A 20,402-nucleotide genomic window follows, 5' to 3' on the forward strand; every position below is an offset into this window, starting at 1 on the left:
TGATTTATTCTATTTTTAATTAATGATGATCATCATGCTTATGATCTTTACCAGAATTTCCTTTTGAATTTTTCTGATTTTCATTTCCGTGTTTGTGATCAGATTTGTTTTTCTCTGGTTTGTTGCCTCTGTTTTTTTGAGGTTTTCCATGATATCCTTTTGGATAATTTTCTCTGTGTTTCTTGTGATATGTATAGGGAGTATTTCCATTATAATCATTCAAAACTACTTTATAACCTCCATACAAATCATAATTTCTGTACTGTGAAGGAAGTCTTTTATCACGAATCCATTTACCGTTGTTATCATAAATATACTGTCTTTGAGTAATATCATAATAAGTATCAATATCCGGTAAATAATAATATCTGCTGTCATCATTTCCTTCCGGTCCCCAGCTTGGAGGAGTTCCAATATTTACATTAATTGAAACTTGTGCATGAGCAAAAAATACACTCATAAAAAGCACTAAGGCGAATACTAATTTTTTCATTGTCTTTATTTTTAAATATTAATTTCATTTAATACTAATCGAAAGCAGTGCCACTAATTGCTCTTTATCGCATCCAATATACAGAACCACCAAACCAATCGACAGAGAGCACTTTTTAACCGACATAGAGGTAAAAAAAACGCCTCATAAATGGAGGCGTTTTTCATTAGTCATGTTTTTAATAATAGCGATCATTGTGTGGAACTTCAGATCTTTTTCTTTGACTTGTATTTATTATTTTTCAAAAATAATAACAAACTTCAACTTTCAATTATTCTTTATACCGAATTGCTAATTTTATCGACCAATAATGCTTTTCGGCATAAAGAACTTATTTCCAGCCTCCGCCTAAAGCGCGGTACAAATCAACCACCGCTTGTAATTTTTGCAGATTATCGTTCACACCACTCAATTGTGCTGCTAAAAGATTTTGTTGCGATGTCAATACATCTGTATAGTTTGTAGCCGAACTGTATTCCAAAAGCTGTTGTGTATAATCAACCGCTTTTTCTAAAGCTGCAATTTGTTTTTCTCTTGAATCTTCTTTGTCAGCTGCCATTTGATAAGCATATAAGGCATTCGAAACTTCTTGTCCTGCAACCAGAAGACTTTGTTGAAAATTGTTGTACGCCTGCACTTGTTGTGATTGCGCTGTTGTCAATCTCATTTTATTAAGTCCATGATTGAATAACGGCTGCGTCAATCCACCAATTAGAGAATAAAAAACCGAATTGGTAAAAAAGTCCGTCAATTGCAGATTCGAGAATCCACCACTTGCTGTTAATGTTAAACTTGGGTAAAAATAAGTTTTGGCCATATTCGTCATTTCGAAAGCCGTTCTTAAATTAAACTCCGCCTGACGAACATCGGGACGATTTTGTAATAATTGAGACGGTAACCCTATTGCAAGATCTGCAGGTATAACCTGAGTACCTAAAACACCTCTGTCAATTGGTCCGGGAGCTTCTCCTAACAAAATATGAATTGCATTTTCTATCTCTCGAATATTACGTTTTAAATCCGGAATCAAGACTTCAGCTGCATGTTGGTTGGCTTCACTTTGTACAACTGCCGCGCCCGTAACAATAGCGCCTTCTTTTAAATCTTTTATAGTTTGTACATTTTTGATTCGGCTTTCTAAGGTTTCCTCTGTGATAACCAATTGTTTGTCATAGGCTAATAATAAAAAATAATTATTAGCAATATCAGCTATCAGTTGGGTTTGAATCGCTTGTTTGGCAGCATCTGTACCTAAATAAGTCGCCAAAGCTGCTCTTTTAGAACTGCTTAATTTTCCCCAGATATCCGCTTCCCACGACGTACTTAAACCTAATTTATAAGTTGTTGTTAGCGTGTTGATATTGATTCCTGCCGGAAAATTTAATCCTGCTTTTGATTGTTTGGTTCGGGTTACATTAGCATCCAGATTCAAACTTGGATAATAGGCTAATTTACTTTGAACTAAAGAAGCATTAGCCTGTACAATATTTTCAATCGCATTTTTCAGATTTAGATTCTGATCCAATCCTTTTTGAATTAGCGCTTTCAGTTTTTCATCTTTAAAAACGCTTTGCCAAGGCATGTTCGCAATCGTAGTTGAATCGGCGGAAGCCTGATCGCGATACAGCTTGTCTGTCGAAATAGTTTCCGGGCGTTCGTACTTTTTGGTAATCGAGCACGCACTCAAAAGTGCGGCTGTCAATACCAGTACAATATATTTATTTGAACTATGAGTCATTTCTTCTGAATTAAATTATTTACTCTTTATGAGCTTCGATCAATTGTACTTCTTCATCGTCATCTTCGTCATCGTAACCATCTTTGGCAGGACCGCTCACTTTTTCCTGTAAAGTCTGGAAAACGATAAATAATATCGGAATCACAAATACTCCCAAAATAGTTCCGATCAACATACCACCAACTGCTCCGGTTCCGATCGATTTATTTCCGACAGCTCCGGCCCCAGATGCAAACATCAACGGAACAAGTCCAAGAATAAAAGCAAAAGAAGTCATCAAAATTGGTCGTAAACGCGCTACAGCTCCTTCAATTGCCGATTGCACAATTGGCATTCCTTTTCGCCTTCTGTCTAATGCAAACTCAACAATCAAAATACCATTCTTCGCCAGCAATCCAATCAACATGATTAGAGAAATCTGTAAATAAATATTACTGTTCAATTTGAAAATAATCGAGAACAAATAAGCTCCTGCCAATCCAAACGGAATCGAAAATAACACTGCAAATGGCAAAATATAACTCTCGTATTGTGCACTTAATAAGAAGTAAACAAATACCAAACACAATATAAAAATGAAAATAGTTTCACTTCCTGAAGCTAATTCCTCACGTGTTAATCCTGAGAATTCGTAACCATAACCTGCCGGTAAATTTTCAGCAGCCACTTCCTGAATTGCCTTAATCGCATCTCCCGAACTAAAGCCTGGATTTGGGGCTCCCGTAATCGAAATAGAGGTAAACAAGTTAAATCTTGAAATTGATTCAGGACCAAAAACCCTGGTCATTTTTATAAACTCTGTAATAGGTGCCATTGTTCCTGCACTATTACGGACAAATATTTTATTCAGCCCTTGTGTATTAGTACGGAATTCCGGAGAAGCCTGTATCATAACACGGTATTGTTTCCCAAATTTATTGAAATTCGAAGCGTACAAACCACCATAATACCCCTGCATCGTCGACAAAATCGAGTTTACGGGAACTCCGGCATCTTTGGCTTTAGCCAAATTAATTTCCATCATATATTGTGGAAAACCAGGATTAAATGGCGTTGTTGCATATTGTATTTCCGGACGTTTCGATAACTTTTCTAAGAAGTCTGTATTCACTTTATAGAACTCTGCTGTCGAGTGACCTCCTTTGTCCTGCAATTGAAATTCGAATCCACCACTTTGTCCAAATCCCTGAATGGTTGGAGGCGAAATGAAGAAGATATTAGCTTCACGAATACCACTTGTTTTGGCAAAAAGCTGGCCAATTACATCGTCAACACTTAGGTCACGTTGATCCCATGGTACCAATTTTACGATTACCATACTGTAGGCACTTCCCGCTCCGGCTGTAAAGTTTTGCCCCACAATACGAAGCGTGTTTTTAACACCCGGAATTGTTTTGGCAATGCTGTCAACTCGTTTAGCTATTACATCAGAACGTTCCATAGAAGCTGATGGCGGTAAACTAATGTTAGCAAAAACCGTCCCCTGATCTTCCGAAGGAACGAAAGCAGATGGCGTAGTTTTCATCATATAAAATAAACCTGCACTGGCAATCAAAATGGCAGCCAATACAATCCATTTTTTAACCGAAAGGAAGCTAACCGAACGTTTGTATCTGTTCGTTACATTATCAAATGCAACGTTAAACGACGTGTAAAATCTTTGAATAAAACTTTTATGTTTATGATCGTCAGCATGTGGTTTTAAAAGCAAAGCACACAAAGCCGGACTCAAAGTCAAGGCGTTAATTGCCGAAAGAATAATCGCAACCGCTAACGTGATACCAAATTGTTTGTAGAAAACCCCTGTAGATCCGTTAATAAAGGTTACCGGAATAAATACCGCGGCCATTACAAGCGTAATCGAAATGATCGCTCCGGAAATTTCATCCATTGCATCAATCGTTGCTTTTTTAGACGATTTATATCCATGATCCAGTTTGGCGTGGACGGCCTCGACGACAACGATCGCATCATCGACGACAATACCAATCGCCAAAACCATCGCGAATAATGTTAGTAGGTTAATCGTAAATCCGAATAAACTCAGGAAGAAAAACGTTCCTACAATCGCAACCGGAACCGCAATCGCCGGAATTAATGTTGATCTGAAATCCTGAAGAAAGATAAATACAACAATAAAAACCAATATAAAAGCTTCAATCAAAGTGTGAATTACCTTTTCGATAGAAGCATCCAAATTTTCATTGACATCTACAAGGATCGTAAACTTTACTCCTTTTGGGAAGTTTTTTGCCGCTTCTTCAATCAGTTTTTTAGAATTGTTGATTACGTCACGCGCATTTGATCCCGGAGTCTGGCTAATTGCCATTGCCGCAGATTCTACACCGTTTGTTTTAATCGTTGAAGAATAACTTAACGATCCTAATTCTACTTTGGCGACATCTTTTAATCGAAGCATTTGGCCGTTCCCGACAGATTTTACGATGATTTCTCCAAATTCCTTCTGACTCGTTAAACGTCCTTTGTATTTAATTACATACTGAAAAGCCTGATCGCCGTTCTCACCAAATTTACCTGGTGCCGCTTCGATATTTTGTTCTGCCAAAGCAGCCGAAATATCACTCGGAATCAGTTTGTATTGTTGCATAATATCCGGTCTTAACCAGATTCTCATAGAATAATCTTTGGCACCAAAAACCGTTACATCTCCTACTCCAACAACACGTTGAATTTGAGGTACAAGATTGATCTTCGCGTAATTTTGAAGAAAAGTCTGGTCGTATGCTTTATCATCACTATATAAAGAGAAAATCAACAAGTTACTACTCTGACTCTTCGTTACCGTTACACCTGCCTGCGTTACCTCCACCGGTAATAAACTTGTAGCTCTCGAAACCCTGTTTTGAACGTTTACCGCTGCTAAATCAGGATTTGTTCCTACTTTGAAGAAAATTTTGATGGACGCATTTCCGTCGTTTGTGGCAGAAGAGGTCATGTAGGTCATGTTCTCTACACCATTAATTTGCTCTTCTAACGGAATTACGATACTTTTTAGTACTACATCGGCATTGGCACCAGTATAACTTGCTGAAACGTTTACAGTTGGCGGAGCAATATCAGGATATTGAGAAATAGGCAGCTCAACAAGACCTAAAACACCCAGAATTACGATGATGACCGATATTACTGTAGAAAGTACTGGTCTTTGTATGAATATTTTAAACATTTTTTTCTATTTTAAGTCGGCGTATACCGTTTCTGGATTCTGATTTTGAGGCTTAATTTCGCTTCCGTCTTTCAAAGAAGCAACTCCTTCTAATACAATTTGATCTCCTGTTTTTAAACCACTTGTAACCACATAATAATTACCTGCTGTATTTTCTAAAACTGTGATATTTACGTTTTTAGTTTTTCCATCTTTTCCAACTGTAACCGCAAAAATCTTATCCTGAAGTTCGAATGTGGCACTTTGTGGAATAAGTATTTTTTCTACCACTTCATTAGGAATTCTAACCGTAGTACTGCTTCCGCTTCTGATGATGCTTTTTGGATTACTGAAACGTGCTCTAAATGTAACCGAACCCGTTTCTGTGTTGATCAACCCGTTTACCGTTTCAACTCTTCCTTTTTCCGGATAGGTTGTACCATCTGAAAGAAGCAAGGAAACCTCAGGCATGTTTTTTATTTTTTGCGCCAGTGTAGTTCCTGGAGATGCTGTACTTTGAGTGAAGTCCAAAAGTTTTTTTTCATTTAAAGCAAAATAGGCGTAAACATTACCAATGCTTGAAACTGTCGTAAGTGGATCGGCTGTATTTGAACTCACCAAACTTCCTAAACGGAACGGAATTGAACCAACAACGCCATTAACCGGACTTGTTACAGTAGTATATCCTAAATTAGTTTTAGCATTTACCAAAGCGGCATTTGCCTGTGCCAAAGTAGCCATAGCCGATTCATAAGTATATTGTGCCGATTCCAGATCATATTTGCTAATGATTCCTTTTTCGACCAAAGGTTTTACTTTATTCACAGCCAATCTAGCCGCACTTACAGAAGCCTGAGCGCTTTTAATACTTGCCGATGCCGTTCTAACTTCCTGCTCATATTCCGGAGCACTAATTTTAAACAAAGGTTGTCCTGTTTTTACGACTGCACCTTCATCTACAAAAATTTTGTCGATATAACCTTCAACTCTGGGGCGTATTTCTATATTTTGTTGTCCTTGAATCGTTGCTGGAAAATCAGTATATAAAGTCGCTGTTTTAGGCTCTAAAGTCAACGTTTTATATTCCTTAATTTGTGGCGCACCGCCAGCCTGAGCTGATTGATCATTTTTTTTCCCGCAAGAAACGATGATAACTGAAGCAGCAAGAATGCTTAAAAAAGATTGCTTATTCATTTTGATGAAATATGAGATTATCTATTTACTAAGGTACAAAAGAACTAAAACAATTCATGCAAAATCTTTCCACTAGACGTATAGCAAGATATAATCGATAAACATGCATTGAGAATCGATAAAAGTTGTTTCGTCAAAAAACCGTATTTTTGATAAAGGCTCGTCGGCTGTAATATGGTTTTTATGGATTGTGATTCCATTTTGAGCGATTCGTTTTCTGTTATATTGCAATAAAAACTAATATTGTCCTTAAAATCAGAAAGTAAAATGACATTTAATTTTTTCAAACCTTATATGTTCCCGGTAATACATATCTTGACCTGGATATTATTAGGATACATTCAGCTGTTTTACATACCGCTTACCTGGAATATTAATCTTCCGGGCATTTTTTGGTTTTGGCAATCTCTTGTCTTATTTCTGTTAATCGTAGTTTTCTATTACAATGCCTTGATCATCGTTCCAAAAACAATTATAAAAGACAAAGTAACACCGTTTTTACTTTGGGCACTCTGGATCGTTTTTGCCATGCAGCTTGTCTCTTATTTATACAATTACAATACGGATCTTCATAATAAACTGGCAGCTCTTCTCGGCTTTAAAAAATACAGAAATGACTATTTTGACAATTATGTTTTCAGTTTAACGTTATTGGTTTTAGGAATCAGTACCAGTTTTGCCATGTTGCAGCACTGGCAAAAAGCCGCACAACACAAACAAAAATTGGAACAGGATAAAACCATGGCCGAATTAGCAATGTTGAAAGCGCAGATCAATCCGCACTTTTTTTTCAATTCGCTTAATAGTATTTATTCGCTTACCTATACAGACATTGAAGATTCTAGAAATGCACTTCACACTTTAAGCCGAATGATGCGTTATCTGCTGTACAGCACAGAAGAAAGAACCACATTATTAAAAGAAGCTGATTTTATGAAGGATTTTATTGCCCTGATGAAACTTCGTGCTAACAGTAAATTGACCATTACAACAGATATTCCTGAAAAAATACTCGATTATCCAATTGTTCCAATGTTATTACTGCCGTTGGTAGAAAATGCTTTTAAACACGGTGTTCATGCTACTGATAAAAGTGAAATACATATTTCGCTTTCGCAGAATGGAAGTGATCTTACTTTTGAAGTAGAAAATACCTATTTCGAAAAATCCTCTACAACAGCTGAAGGCGGAATTGGACTCACAAACACTAAGCGCAGACTTCATTTAATTTATCCAAACAAACATTCCCTAAAAGCCGGAATTGGTGAAAATGGCAAGTATAACGTAAAACTGCAAATAACTTTACAATAATGACAACATTAAAATGCATAGCAGTTGATGATGAACCTCTCGCATTAAAACTCGTAGAAACCTTTATCGAGCAAACTCCTTTTTTGGAATTAATTTCCAGCTGTGATAATGCCGTTGAAGCCATGGGAATAATTAAGGAAAAACAACCTGATTTGGTTTTCCTGGATATCAATATGCCCAATTTAACCGGAATGGAGTTGGCCCGACTTTTACAGGAACAGCCGGGATCATTGCCTAAAATTGTTTTTACAACAGCTTACAATCATTATGCTATTGAAGGCTACAGAGTGAATGCGGTTGATTATCTTTTAAAACCTTTCAGCTACGAAGAATTTTTACGTGCAGCCAATAAAGTACTACAATTGGCCGAAGAAACTTCAAATGAAAATCCGCAAGCCAGTGCCGAAGATGATTTTATCTTTTTGAAAGTAGAATATCAATGGGTCAAAGTGAATTTGAAAGAGATTTTATATATCGAAAGTTTAAAAGATTATGTAAAAGTGCATCTTGAAAATTCAGATAAAGCCTTGATGTCCTTGATTTCATTGAAAGCTTTGGAAGAAAAATTACCCTCTTCAAAATTCATGCGAATGAACCGTTCGTTTATTGTTTCGCTTGAAAAAATAAGCGCGATCAGTAAGAATTCAATCTTCATCAATAAAACAGAAATTACCGTCGGCGAACAATATAAAGAGACATTCAAGGTCATTGTAGATAAATGGATTAAATAGGAATATCTAAACATTTACGCATCCATAGTCCCAGCGGGACGCCATATTTATAGAATTTTATACGGTTTGAGTGTAGAGCCTCAGCGAGGCGAAATATAACGCAATACATATTGCTCCGCTGGAGCTTTGGAATCGGAATACATTTATTAGCTATAAACATTATGCTCCGATGGAGCTGCTTCAAATATTAAATAAAATATCTATAAAAATATACATGCCCCACCTATTTTAATTACATAATAAATTTAAAATCTCATGGAAAAAAGATCAAACAAATATTACTTAACATTAAGCCTAAAAGAATACGCAAACGGAGAAACAAAACCTGCAAAAGAACTCGGAATAGAATTTGGTAATCACGATGAAATATTTGATATCATCGAAAGAATAAAAGCCAAAAACTTATTTGACAATGAATCTGAAGCTATACAATTTGCATTGGGACTGAAATTATTTGGAGAGATGAAATTGAAGCATCGCAAAAATCCTTTATTTGATGAATTGAATGAGGTGTTTCCTGTTTTTATGAAGAAGTTGAAGAGTTTGTAAACACAATTTTATCATTTCTGACAAAATTGAGACAAAACAAAAAAACGCTCCAGATATCTGGAGCGTTTTTGTATCTAATTGAAAGAGAAAATTAAGCCTTCGCTTTTCTCTTAACCGTACAGCCAATTTCTTTTGTCTGAGTAATAGCTGGTTTTTGATTGCTTTTTAACGATGCAATTACATCTTCAGCATATTTAGTTTTTTGCGCATTGTTTCCTTCCGGATCATTATCAATTGCACCTACATATTCTACTACATTTCCTTTAGCCGTTTTTGAAACTATAAAAAGATGCGGTGTGTGTTTCGCTCCGTATTGATCGGTTATTTTTTGTCCTGCATCAAATAAATAGGGGAAAGGATATTTTTTGCTTTTTGCCAATTCCTGCATTTTCTCATAAGTATCTGCTTTAGAAGCTTCCGGATCATTTGGATTGATAGCGATTACCGGATAACCTTGTGGTCTGAATTTATTATCCAGATCAATTATTCTTTGCTCATAACCCACTGCGTATGGACAGGTATTGCAGGTAAAAATTACAATATAACCTTTCGCTTTTGGAAAACTGGCAAATGAAATGTCTTTGCCATCAACATTTTTTAATTTAAAATCCGGTGCAGTATCGCCAGCTTTAAGGGTTGCATTTTGCGCCTGTGCTAGAAAGGCAGAAAATGCCAGCATAACTAAAAGAATTATTTTTTTCATGGTTAAATAGTTTACAGTTTTTTATATTCAGTTAATAATTGTTCATAGGTAAATTCGCTTTCGACAAATTTTCGTTTATCTCCTTTGATAAATAATGTTGCCGGAATACTGCCCGACCACGAAGGGTCAATGCGATCAATATATTCCTGTGGACTACTTTCATTCAGCAAAAACACTTCATTCTTCAGATTTTTTCTTTTGACAAAGGGTACAACAGCCGAAGTTAATTTTGATTTAAAGTCAACACTTACAAGTAAAACTTTTACTTTCTCTGATTTATATTCAGCCTGAAGTTTTTCAAAATGAGGTAATTCCTTAATACATGGTGCACACCAGGTTGCCCAAAAGTTGACTACATAAGTGCTGTCTCTTCCATTTTTTATTCTTTCATTAAGCTGGTCAATATTTAGCAGCTTTACATTTTGGCTATAAGCCGAAAATGAAAAAGCCAGGAATAAAAAGGCGAAGACTGCATTTTTTTGAATTTTCATCATACCATTAAAAAAATTTGTTTGCGAATTGAGCCTTACAAATATAAACGATAAGTTTTTTCGCAGTTGTTAATAAAAGTTTAATGAAGAAATTTTAATTTATTTGAAATTTAGAGAAAATAAATCGTTTTCGCTTTTTTAAGGACTTTTTAAGTACATAAAAATTCTCTCACCAAATTTCAATTCGTAAATTAGCGAAAACAAAAATTGATTCGAATGACAGTACTTACGTTTACCCTGATTATGATTCTTGGCGCTTTTTTAGCAGGTTTTATTGGTTCATTATCAGGATTAGGAGGTGGTATTATTATCATTCCGCTTTTAACTGTCGTTTTAGGAGTTGATATTCATTATGCGATTGGTGCCGCTTTGGTTTCTGTCATCGCCACTTCATCTGGTTCTGCTGCTGCTTATGTAAAGGAAGGAATTACCAATATGCGTCTGGGAATTTTTCTCGAAATTGCCACTACAATTGGTGCTGTTTGTGGTGCCTTGCTTTCTACAATCGCTCCTACTTCTTTTATTGCTGTTTTATTCGGAATGACTTTGATTTTCTCCGCTGTTAATTCCCTTCGAAAAAAAGAAGAACATATTGTACTAGAGTCCAGTCCTCTGGCTAAAAAACTACGTCTGCAAGGAACTTATCCTTCTCATGACGGAGAAGTAATTAGCTACGGAACCAAAAATGTAATTGGCGGTTTCAGCATGATGGGTATTGCGGGAATGATGTCAGGATTACTCGGAATTGGCTCCGGAGCCTTTAAAGTAATTGCGATGGACAATATTATGCGTATTCCATTTAAGGTTTCAACTACCACCAGTAATTTCATGATGGGTGTTACAGCAATGGCCAGTTCAGTAATTTATATTCAAAAAGGTTATATCGAACCCGGAATTTGTATGCCTGTTGTGATTGGCGTTTTGTTTGGCGCTATGGCCGGAGCCAAAGTATTAGTAAAAACAAACCCTAAAAAACTCAGAATATTTTTTGCCTGTCTGATTTTTGTTTTGGCAGTAAATATGATTTATAACGGACTAAATGGAAAAATCTAACAATATGCAGCACGAAAAATTTGGAGAAAAAGATTTTCAAACCATTATCGGGAATTTATTGCGCTATGGCGTCTGGACATCATTATCAGTAGCCTTTATTGGTGGAATTGTTTATTTGATGGGACATAGCAGCGATATCGAAAATTACTCGGTATTTCATGAAAATGACCGAAACATATTTGAAGTAATTTCTACTATTTATCAGGGCGTTATTCAGGGGAAAGGTGAATCGCTGATCTTCTTCGGGATCATTTTACTTTTTCTGACGCCTGTTTTTCGCGTTTTACTTTCTTTATTTTCTTTCCTTCTGGAGAAAGATTATCTTTATGTTGTGATTACGCTAATTGTGATCCTGATTATTTTAGTCAGTGTTTCATTGGGCTTCTCTCATTAATATAGGCTGTAGGCTATAAGCTTTAGGCTATAGGCTTTTTTCAGCTATAGGCTGTAGGCTTTAGGCTTTCCAAAAAAGCTTAATACATATTGTCTGAAGCTAAAAAATTAACACTAAAAATGCTTAAGCATATTGCCTAAAGCATAAAGCAAAAAATAATAATTGCTATAAGCGTTAAGCTGTAGGTTCTCTAAAAAAGCCTATAGCCTACAGCTTAAAGCCTAAAGCCTAAAAAAATGGAAATAGGAATTGACAGTTTTGCTTCGGCAATGTACGGCGACAACAACACTTTAAGCAGTGTTGATGCAATGGAACAATTACTCCAAAGAATTGAATTGGCCGATCAGGTTGGTCTGGATGTTTTTGGAATTGGGGAACACCATAAAAAAGAGTTTTTAGATTCGGCTACTGTTGTCATATTAAGTGCTGCTGCTGCGAGAACTAAAAATATACGACTGGCAAGTGCTGTTTCTGTTTTAAGTGCAGCCGATCCTGTTAGGGTGTATCAAAGTTTTGCTACTTTGGATTTGATTTCTAAAGGTCGGGCAGAAATCGTTGTGGGTCGAGGATCTTCAATTGAAGCCTATCCCCTTTTCGGATTTAATCTGAATGATTATGATGCGCTTTTCAAAGAAAAATTAGAATTATTTCTACAAATTCGGGACAATGAATTTGTAACCTGGTCAGGAAAATTTCGTCCTGCTATAAATAACCTTCCAATATATCCGAGGACATTACAGGAAAAATTACCTGTTTGGTTGGGTGTTGGAGGAACTCCTGAATCTTTTGTCAGGGCTGGAACTTTAGGTTTACCTTTAATGGTGGCCATAATTGGAGGTCAGACACATCGTTTTCGTCCTTTAATCGATTTATACCGCGAGGCTGGAAAAGCTGCAGGTTTTAAACCCGAAGAATTGAAAGTTGGAATACATTCGCCAGGTTTTGTTGGAAGCACAACGGAGAAAGCCATAGATGAATATTATCCGGGTTATGCTGAACTATGGACAAAACTAGGTTTAGAACGTGGTTGGCCGCCCGTTACAAAAGCCAAATTTGACGGACTTATTGATGATGAAGGTGTTTTAATTGTGGGAAGTCCGGAACGTGTAGTAGAAAAATTATTAAGACACAGCGAATCCCTTGGAGGCTTTGACCGATTTACTTTCCAGATGGACAATGCGGGACTAACACACAAACAATTGATGAATGCTATAGAATTGATTGGGACAAAAGTGATTCCTTTAATTAAAAAAGGATAATTTTTTTGCTATAGATTGCACAGATTGAAAAGATTTTTTTTCAACTAAGAAACTAAACTTTGAACCTTTGCCACTCTGCCGCTTTGAACTAATTAAATAAAAAAAGATCTTTTTTTATTTAATTCTTCTAAAAATTAGAATTTATAAGTTACACCAACTCTAAAGTTTCTTGGTGCTTCTGTTTGCCAGTAATAAGCACTAAGATAAGAATAATAAGAACCGCTGTAAAGATATTTATCTAAGATATTAAATACATTCGCAGTAACTTTTACTTTTCCGGTTTCATAAGATAAACCTCCGTCTAATTTAAAGTAAGAAGGCAATTTTTGAAGACCTACGCTCCAGGTATCTGTTTGACGGCCATCAAGGAAAGTTCCTCCTAAAGAAACTCCAAACCCTTTAATTTTTCCGCTTTGAACGGTATAATTTAACCATGCATTTGCTACATGTTTAGAATAACCTGGCACAATATCTCCAACCATAATTCCTGTCGCTGCAGAAACTGCTGGATCAACCTTATTTACAATAGACTCTGTAAAAGCATAGTTAGCGATTAAATTAAGTCCGTCGAATATTTTTCCTCTTAAATCAAACTCAATTCCCTGCGCTCTTTTCTCTCCTAATACCACGCTATATTGTTCACCCGGTGTATTAGCAGGATCAGATGTAAGTTCATTTTTCTTTAAAATGCTATAAGCTGCTAAAGTAGTACTCCAGGAACCGTCAAACCAGTCTTTTTTTACACCAAATTCAACATTATTACCTGTTAATGGTTTTACGCTTTCGCCGCTTTTAATAATTCCTGACTGTGGTGTAAAAGCCTGATCATATAATCCGTATAGAGCAAGACTTTCTGTTACCGAATAACTAATTCCAACACGTGGGGTAATATGATTATCTGCAATCGGTGCGCCACCCCAGCTTGCCTGGCTAATCCATGTATATCTTGCAGCAAGCGTTAATCTCAATTTATTTTGGAAAAAACCAAGTTCATCCTGAACATATCCGGCAGCATATTCTGAACTCATTAAACCACCTGCATTTTTAGCTCTTATAGAAAGTGGTGTTGTGTGATCAAAGGCAGGAAAACCGTTAGATGGTGGCCCATAATTTGGGCTGTTTACATTGAATGGCTGATCTACTGTATCCAGATCATGAGATTGTCCCCAATCTGCCGCATAATCTTTACTACCTAAATCTACTCCACCTAATATTTTGTGGCTAACAGATCCTGTATTAAATTTTCCGTTTACAAATATTTGCCCTAAATACATATTACTTTCCGCATCCCAAATACCTACGTTACGAATAATTTCTCCAGCTGCAAGACTACCTTCTGGTACACCATCAAAATTTCTGTCAACAGGACCCGGTCCTACAACACCTGGCCATGAACTATATCCTTGTTGAATGTATTTAAAATAAGAAGTTTGTGCGGTCAATTTCCAGTTATCATCAAATTTATGTTCGAACATTAAATAACCGCTATGATCTTGTATGTTAGTATCTGGCAAACCTGGTTGCGTCATTGTAAATCCTACTGGCAATGTTCCGTAACCGCCTGATTCAGGTCCGAATACATAATAAGAACCTACCTCTGTCATGTTCGCATACTGAAAATTATATTCAGCTGTAATTTTTGTTTTATCGTCAAACTGGTATGAAATTACCGGAGCAATTACATAACGGTTATTATGTTCATAATCACGGTGCGAACCTTTGTTTTGCGCTGCTCCGTTAAATCGGTATAATAACTTTCCTTTTTTATCCAGTTTACCGTCAAGATCAATACTAACTCTGTAAAAATCATAGCTGCCACCAAGTACAGAAACTTCTCCTTTTGTAACTCCTGTTGGTTTTTTAGTTACCACATTATAAAGTCCGCTTGGATCTCCGCTTGAAAGCATGAATCCTGCTGGTCCTTTTACGAATTCGATATGATCTACAAAACTCATATCTTCCGTTAAGGGTCCCCAAAAAGAAGAAACTACATTAAATCCGTTACGAAAAGCCTGAATTTGAGAACCACGCATAGTAATATTTGTGTACAAATCTCCCCAGTGCTCCAAGCGTACTGCACCACTCACATTACGAATTACACCATCACTCATACTTGTAATTTGCTGGTCTTTTAAAGTCTGACCACTCACAATTTGTATGTTTTGTGGAATCTCTAAAACCGGTGTTTGAAGACGCAGTGACAAAGAAGGTTTGTCTTGTTTATATTTGTTTTTTGTAATCACAACTTCGTCAAGATCTTCCTGACTTTCAGAAAGAGCGAAGCTTTTGGTTGTAGTTTGTTTTGATTTTACAACAATATTATCTTCAACTGGTTGAATTCCGATAGCATGAATGCTAATTACATAATTGCCCGGTTTTACATTTTTAATTTCATATTGTCCGGTTGAATTGGTAAGAGTACTATACTTTGTTCCTTTAAGTGAAACTGCAATGTTTTCTGCTGGTATATTTCCGCTCAAAGAAATCTTTCCAGTTACTTTTCCTAATTCCTGACTCACCATATTTAGTGAGGTCAAAAACAATACATAAAAGAAAACTTTTTTTATGGTTTGAATATTCATTTTGGGTAGGGTTAAAATTTTATGCCGCAAAAGTAAGTTCTAAAAACTTGTTTTCCAAATTATTTTTAATCATTCTAAATAAAAACAGTGATTTATATTTTCAGAATTTATTTACCAAACAAAACTTAAAACCGATATTCTGCTTATCTTTAATCTTCAAAAACAAATCTAGTTCTAAAGATGAATAACAGCAATACAATCAGAAAAGTCGCCATTGTGGGTTATAACCGAATTCCGTTTGCGCGAGCCAATACTGCTTATGCCAATGTTGGTAATCAGGAAATGATGACCGCAGCCTTAAACGGGCTTATCGATAAATACAATTTAAAAGGACAACTGTTAGGCGAAGTTGTCGGAGGTGCGGTAATCAAACATGTTTACGACAGTAATCTGATTCGCGAATGTGTGATGAAAACGGCTCTTGATCCTGCAACTCCTGCCTGCGATTTACAACAGGCTTGTGATACCGGAATCGAAAGCGCTATTTACATCGCCAATAAAATTGCTTTGGGCCAAATTGAATCTGGAATTGCCGGCGGTGTTGATTCCATCAGTGATATGCCAATTGCGGTAAGTGAAAAACTTCGGAAAATTTTATTGAACGTCCGACAAGCAAAATCATTGGGAGAAAAAATAAAAACGTTTTTGAAACTTCGACCGGCAGATTTAACGCCATTGGTTCCCAGAAATGAGGAATCACAAACCGGACTTTCGATGGGTGGGCACACTGAGATTACTGCCAAATTTTATAAAATAGCCCGGGAAGATCAGGATAATTTGGCACTTAAAAGTCATTTGAATATGGCAAAAGCTTATGAAGAAGGCTTTTTTGATGATATGATTACACCTTTCAACGGATTGGATAAAGACAATAATTTGAGGAAAGACAGCTCAATTGAAAAATTAGCGTCTTTAAAACCTGCTTTTGATAAAGCAAACGGAACATTAACAGCCGGAAATTCAACTCCGCTTACAGATGGTGCTTCGTGCATACTTTTAGCCAGCGAAGAATGGGCAAAAGAAAGAGGACTCCCAATATTGGCTTACATTACTTTTGCTGAAGTTGCCGCGATTGAATATGTGAAAAACCAACAAAACCTATTATTAGCGCCTTTATTTGCTGCAAGCAGAATGTTGGAAAAAGCGGGATTGACTTTACAGGATTTCGATTATTACGAAATTCACGAAGCATTTGCTGCACAGGTCTTAGCAACATTAAAAATTTGGGAAAGTCCGGAATTGAGTGCGCAAATAGGTTTAAAGAAACCACTTGGCGCTATCGACAGAGAAAAACTGAATGTGAAAGGAAGCAGTCTGGCAGCCGCACATCCATTCGCTGCAACTGGCGGAAGAATAATTGGTGTTATGGCTAAATTATTAAATGAAAAAGGTTCCGGAAGAGGATTTATCTCTATTTGCGCCGCTGGAGGACAAGGAATTACAATGATTATTGAGAAATAATAACTGATAGTCAATCCTAACAGGTTTTAAAAACCTGTTAGGATTCATTCTAAATTTAAAAAGCAAATTCTTCAACACTTGCCAAAGCCTTCGGCAAAGCGTTCTCAGCAAAATCAGGAATTGCGGTTCCTTCTACACGGAAAGTCGTAACATCCGTTATTCCTAAAAAGCCTAATACCGTACGCAAATACGATTCTGAAAAGTCATAGCTTTTATAAGGCCCTTCAGAAAATATCGCTCCGGAAGCAATAGATAAAAACACTTTTTTATCTGTTAATAGTCCTTTTGGTCCGTTCTCATCATAACTAAAAGTCTTTCCTGCCCTTGCCACCTGATCAATCCAGCCTTTTAATACTGCCGGAATTCCAAAATTATAAAGTGGTACACCAATTACAATAATATCAGCATCAAAAAGCTCTTCTACAGCATTATCAGAGTATTTAAGCGTTTCCTTTTGTGCTTCCGTCTGAAGTTCAACAGGAGTATAAAAAGCGCTAATATCCAATTCACTCAAATAAGGCAAAGGCGTTTTAGAAAGATCAAGTGTTTGTACCTGAATTTCATTGTGTTCCGCCTCCAGCTTTTCCAGAATGGCATTGGATAATTTGTTACTAAACGATGCATCTCCTTTGATGCTCGTAACTATATTCAGAATTCTTTTGCTCATGATTACATTTGTTTTGTTTAACAATACAAACTTATCTACATTTGCTATCTCTTTTATAGTACTATCCTCAAGGATAGCGCTATCTTTGAGGATAGTAACATGATAAATATGAAAACAAAGAGCGAAATGACAAAAGAAAAATGCGTCGGAGAACCAGAAGAGTGTCTGGCAGCATTGCTACCTGTAAGAGATGCATTGGAAGTTTTAAGCGGCAGATGGAAGCTACCCATTTTAATCGCATTATCAAACAGGCCTAAACGATTTAAAGAGATTTCTAAAGATGTAAACGGAATTACAGACAAAATGCTTTCGAAAGAACTCAAAGATCTGGAAATAAACAAACTCGTTACCAGAACAGTTTACGATACTTTTCCGCCTACTGTCGAATATGCACGAACAGCACATAGCCATACTTTATACAATGTAATTGGAGCATTGAATGAATGGGGCATTTTACATCGTAAAGAAATTATTGGAAAATAATTCTTTTAAAATAAAATTAGTTAACACGCTTCTTTAATAAAAAATTCAAAAACCGATTCATAAAGAATCGGTTTTTATTTACATGTAAATCAATATTTTATACTAAATTAGTGTACCCTAAAACTGACATAGTTTTTTAGAACTTTTGTATGAATTCATTTTAAATCCAATAAAAATGATTGACTCAAAAATACCCGAAGGTCCACTAGCTGAGAAATGGAGCCATTATAAGGCAAAAGCAAAACTTGTAAATCCGGCCAACAGAAAAAAACTAAATATTATAGTGGTCGGAACCGGACTTGCCGGAGCTTCCTGTGCGGCATCTTTGGCTGAACAAGGTTACAATATCAAATCATTTTGTTTTCAGGATTCTGCCAGAAGAGCCCATTCTGTAGCAGCGCAAGGCGGCGTTAATGCGGCTAAAAACTATAAAAATGACGGTGACAGTACCTTCCGAATGTTTTATGACACCATTAAAGGCGGCGATTTCAGATCGAGAGAAGCTAATGTTTACCGTTTGGCAGAATGCTCCGCACAACTTATCGATCATGCCGTAGCACAAGGCGTTCCTTTTGCCAGAGAATATGCCGGATATTTGAATAACAGATCTTTTGGAGGTGTTCAGGTATCCAGAACTTTTTATGCCCGCGGACAAACGGGGCAACAACTTTTACTCGGTGCTTATCAGGCTTTATTGCGTCAGGTTTCATTGGGAAAAGTAGATTTGAATACCCGGCACGAAATGCTTGAATTAGTGGTTATTGATGGAAAAGCCAAAGGAATAATTGCCAGAAATATGGAAACCGGAGCGATTGAACGTCATGCGGCAGATGCCGTTGTCTTGGCTTCCGGAGGTTACGGAAAAGTATATTATCTTTCAACATTGGCAATGGGCTGCAACAGTTCGGCTATTTGGAGAGCACATAAAAAAGGCGCTTTTATGGCGGGTGTCAGCTGGATTCAGTTCCATCCTACTTCACTTCCTCAACACGGAGAAAACCAGTCGAAACTGACCTTAATGTCAGAATCTTTGCGAAATGACGGCCGAATCTGGGTTCCCAAAACAGCAGGTGACGATCGCAATCCGAATACAATTCCGGAAGAAGAACGCGATTATTATCTCGAACGCAAATATCCTTCTTTTGGAAATTTGGCTCCAAGAGATATTTCATCCAGAGCTGCAAAAGAGCAAATCGATGCCGGACATGGTGTCGGACCAATGAAAAATGCCATTTATCTTGATTTTTCGGATGCAATCAGAGCGCAGGGAAAAGATAAAATTGAAGCCAAATACAGTAATCTTTTTGCGATGTATGAAAAGATTACCGGAATTAACGCATACAAAGAGCCCATGCTAATTTCACCATCGGCACATTTTACGATGGGCGGACTTTGGGTTGATTATGAATTGATGACTACTATTCCCGGATTATTTGCCTTGGGAGAAGCTAATTTTGCGGATCACGGTGCTAATCGCCTCGGGGCAAATTCACTTCTTCAGGCTTGTGTTGACGGCTATTTTATCGCACCGTACACCATTCCAAATTATTTATCAGGAGAACTAAATACTCCGAAAATTGATACGTCCCATCCCGCTTTTGATGAAGCTGAAAAAACAGTACAATCGCAATTAAATCGGTTTTTGAGCAGTAAAGGAACACTTTCAACCGATTATTTTCATAAAAAAATTGGACGTTTATTATATGAAAAATGCGGACTCTCAAGAAGTAAACAAAAACTGGAAAAAGCACTTGAAGAAATTAAAACCCTAAAAGCTTCTTTTGAAAAAGACTTATTAATTACTGGCGATGACAAACTCAACAGCGAATTAGAAAAAGCCGGAAGAATCGCCGATTATATAGAGTTAGCCGAATTAATGTGTCATGACGCTTTACAGCGCGAGGAATCCTGCGGGGCACATTTTAGGGAAGAATATCAAACGGCTGATGGTGAAGCCGTTCGAAATGATACCGATTTCTGTTATGTTTCGGCTTGGGAATGGAAAGGAAAAGAACAGCTACCAGAACTTCATAAAGAACCTCTTGTATTTGAATCCGTTGAACTTGCAGTACGAAGCTATAAATAATTGTGAATTGTTAATTGTAAATTATTAATTAACAATCCATA

The 20,402-nt window shown here is 36.7% G+C and carries 17 protein-coding genes; 9 read left to right on the top strand and 8 right to left on the bottom strand.

All coding sequences use genetic code 11. The features are described 5' to 3' along the window. Positions 1 to 19 precede the first annotated feature (19 nt). From B0A65_RS05065 to B0A65_RS05080, 4 genes are all read right to left on the bottom strand, one after another. Entirely contained in the window at positions 20 to 493 is a 474-nt protein-coding gene (locus B0A65_RS05065; protein ID WP_083370375.1) for a hypothetical protein, read from the bottom strand. Positions 494 to 824: 331 nt separating this feature from the next. Continuing rightward, the gene (locus B0A65_RS05070) at positions 825 to 2,231 is read right to left on the bottom strand and encodes an efflux transporter outer membrane subunit (protein ID WP_074657835.1); all 1,407 of its coding nucleotides are present in this window, start codon (positions 2,229 to 2,231) and stop codon (positions 825 to 827) included. A 19-nt stretch (positions 2,232 to 2,250) separates the two neighbouring features. Beyond that, positions 2,251 to 5,418, bottom strand: coding sequence for an efflux RND transporter permease subunit (locus tag B0A65_RS05075; protein ID WP_074657833.1), 3,168 nt, complete (start codon positions 5,416 to 5,418; stop codon positions 2,251 to 2,253). 6 nt (positions 5,419 to 5,424) lie between these two features. Then, positions 5,425 to 6,591 carry an efflux RND transporter periplasmic adaptor subunit gene (locus B0A65_RS05080; RefSeq protein WP_074657831.1) on the bottom strand — a complete coding sequence of 389 codons (1,167 nt, stop codon included), beginning with the start codon at positions 6,589 to 6,591 and terminating at the stop codon, positions 5,425 to 5,427. A 267-nt stretch (positions 6,592 to 6,858) separates the two neighbouring features. Here B0A65_RS05080 and B0A65_RS05085 point away from each other — a divergent pair, with 267 nt between their 5' ends. The 3 genes from B0A65_RS05085 (at position 6,859) to B0A65_RS05095 (ending at position 9,182) form a co-directional block, all read left to right on the top strand. Continuing rightward, positions 6,859 to 7,902, top strand: coding sequence for a sensor histidine kinase (locus tag B0A65_RS05085; protein WP_074658328.1), 1,044 nt, complete (start codon positions 6,859 to 6,861; stop codon positions 7,900 to 7,902). After that, positions 7,902 to 8,633 carry a LytR/AlgR family response regulator transcription factor gene (locus tag B0A65_RS05090; RefSeq protein WP_074657829.1) on the top strand — a complete coding sequence of 244 codons (732 nt, stop codon included), beginning with the start codon at positions 7,902 to 7,904 and terminating at the stop codon, positions 8,631 to 8,633. Before B0A65_RS05085 ends, B0A65_RS05090 begins: the two co-directional genes overlap by 1 nt. Before the next feature lie 255 nt (positions 8,634 to 8,888). Beyond that, complete coding sequence (locus B0A65_RS05095; RefSeq protein ID WP_074657827.1) at positions 8,889 to 9,182, top strand: DUF3861 domain-containing protein; 294 nt, start codon at positions 8,889 to 8,891, stop codon at positions 9,180 to 9,182. A 91-nt stretch (positions 9,183 to 9,273) separates the two neighbouring features. Here the strand turns inward: B0A65_RS05095 and B0A65_RS05100 are convergent, their stop codons facing one another. Together B0A65_RS05100 and B0A65_RS05105 are read right to left on the bottom strand one after the other, a co-directional pair. Then, the gene (locus B0A65_RS05100) at positions 9,274 to 9,885 is read right to left on the bottom strand and encodes a thioredoxin family protein (RefSeq protein WP_074657825.1); all 612 of its coding nucleotides are present in this window, start codon (positions 9,883 to 9,885) and stop codon (positions 9,274 to 9,276) included. A gap of 11 nt (positions 9,886 to 9,896) precedes the next feature. Then, on the bottom strand, positions 9,897 to 10,379 hold the full coding sequence (locus B0A65_RS05105; protein ID WP_242670236.1) for a TlpA disulfide reductase family protein: 483 nt from the start codon (positions 10,377 to 10,379) through the stop codon (positions 9,897 to 9,899). 213 nt (positions 10,380 to 10,592) lie between these two features. On the opposite strand from B0A65_RS05105, the gene B0A65_RS05110 reads away from it, so the two are divergent. From B0A65_RS05110 to B0A65_RS05120, 3 genes are all read left to right on the top strand, one after another. Continuing rightward, positions 10,593 to 11,429, top strand: a complete 837-nt coding sequence (locus B0A65_RS05110) for a sulfite exporter TauE/SafE family protein (RefSeq protein WP_074657823.1) — start codon at positions 10,593 to 10,595, stop codon at positions 11,427 to 11,429. Further along, positions 11,416 to 11,823, top strand: a complete 408-nt coding sequence (locus B0A65_RS05115) for a DUF1634 domain-containing protein (RefSeq protein ID WP_083370374.1) — start codon at positions 11,416 to 11,418, stop codon at positions 11,821 to 11,823. The genes B0A65_RS05110 and B0A65_RS05115 overlap by 14 nt, the downstream gene beginning before the upstream one ends. A 236-nt stretch (positions 11,824 to 12,059) precedes the next feature. After that, a complete protein-coding gene (locus tag B0A65_RS05120) occupies positions 12,060 to 13,082 on the top strand; it encodes an LLM class flavin-dependent oxidoreductase (RefSeq protein WP_074657821.1) in 1,023 nt (340 codons plus the stop codon). A gap of 134 nt (positions 13,083 to 13,216) precedes the next feature. On the opposite strand, the gene B0A65_RS05125 is transcribed toward B0A65_RS05120, so the two are convergent. Further along, positions 13,217 to 15,664: a TonB-dependent receptor gene (locus B0A65_RS05125; protein ID WP_074657819.1), complete on the bottom strand. Its 2,448-nt coding sequence runs from the start codon at positions 15,662 to 15,664 to the stop codon at positions 13,217 to 13,219. 180 nt (positions 15,665 to 15,844) lie between these two features. Here B0A65_RS05125 and B0A65_RS05135 point away from each other — a divergent pair, with 180 nt between their 5' ends. Continuing rightward, positions 15,845 to 17,125 carry an acetyl-CoA C-acetyltransferase gene (locus tag B0A65_RS05135; protein WP_074657815.1) on the top strand — a complete coding sequence of 427 codons (1,281 nt, stop codon included), beginning with the start codon at positions 15,845 to 15,847 and terminating at the stop codon, positions 17,123 to 17,125. 55 nt (positions 17,126 to 17,180) lie between these two features. On the opposite strand, the gene B0A65_RS05140 is transcribed toward B0A65_RS05135, so the two are convergent. Continuing rightward, positions 17,181 to 17,792 (bottom strand): FMN-dependent NADH-azoreductase, encoded by a 612-nt coding sequence (locus tag B0A65_RS05140; protein ID WP_074657813.1) that lies wholly within the window; start codon positions 17,790 to 17,792, stop codon positions 17,181 to 17,183. A 108-nt stretch (positions 17,793 to 17,900) separates the two neighbouring features. Between B0A65_RS05140 and B0A65_RS05145 the strand changes: the two genes are divergently transcribed. Together B0A65_RS05145 and B0A65_RS05150 are read left to right on the top strand one after the other, a co-directional pair. Further along, a complete protein-coding gene (locus B0A65_RS05145; RefSeq protein WP_083370373.1) occupies positions 17,901 to 18,275 on the top strand; it encodes a winged helix-turn-helix transcriptional regulator in 375 nt (124 codons plus the stop codon). Positions 18,276 to 18,450: 175 nt separating this feature from the next. Then, positions 18,451 to 20,361, top strand: a complete 1,911-nt coding sequence (locus B0A65_RS05150) for a fumarate reductase/succinate dehydrogenase flavoprotein subunit (RefSeq protein ID WP_074657811.1) — start codon at positions 18,451 to 18,453, stop codon at positions 20,359 to 20,361. Positions 20,362 to 20,402: the final 41 nt, after the last annotated feature.

This window comes from Flavobacterium frigidimaris (genome assembly GCF_002217275.1).
In the GTDB taxonomy this organism is placed as follows: Bacteria; Bacteroidota; Bacteroidia; order Flavobacteriales; family Flavobacteriaceae; genus Flavobacterium; species Flavobacterium aquidurense.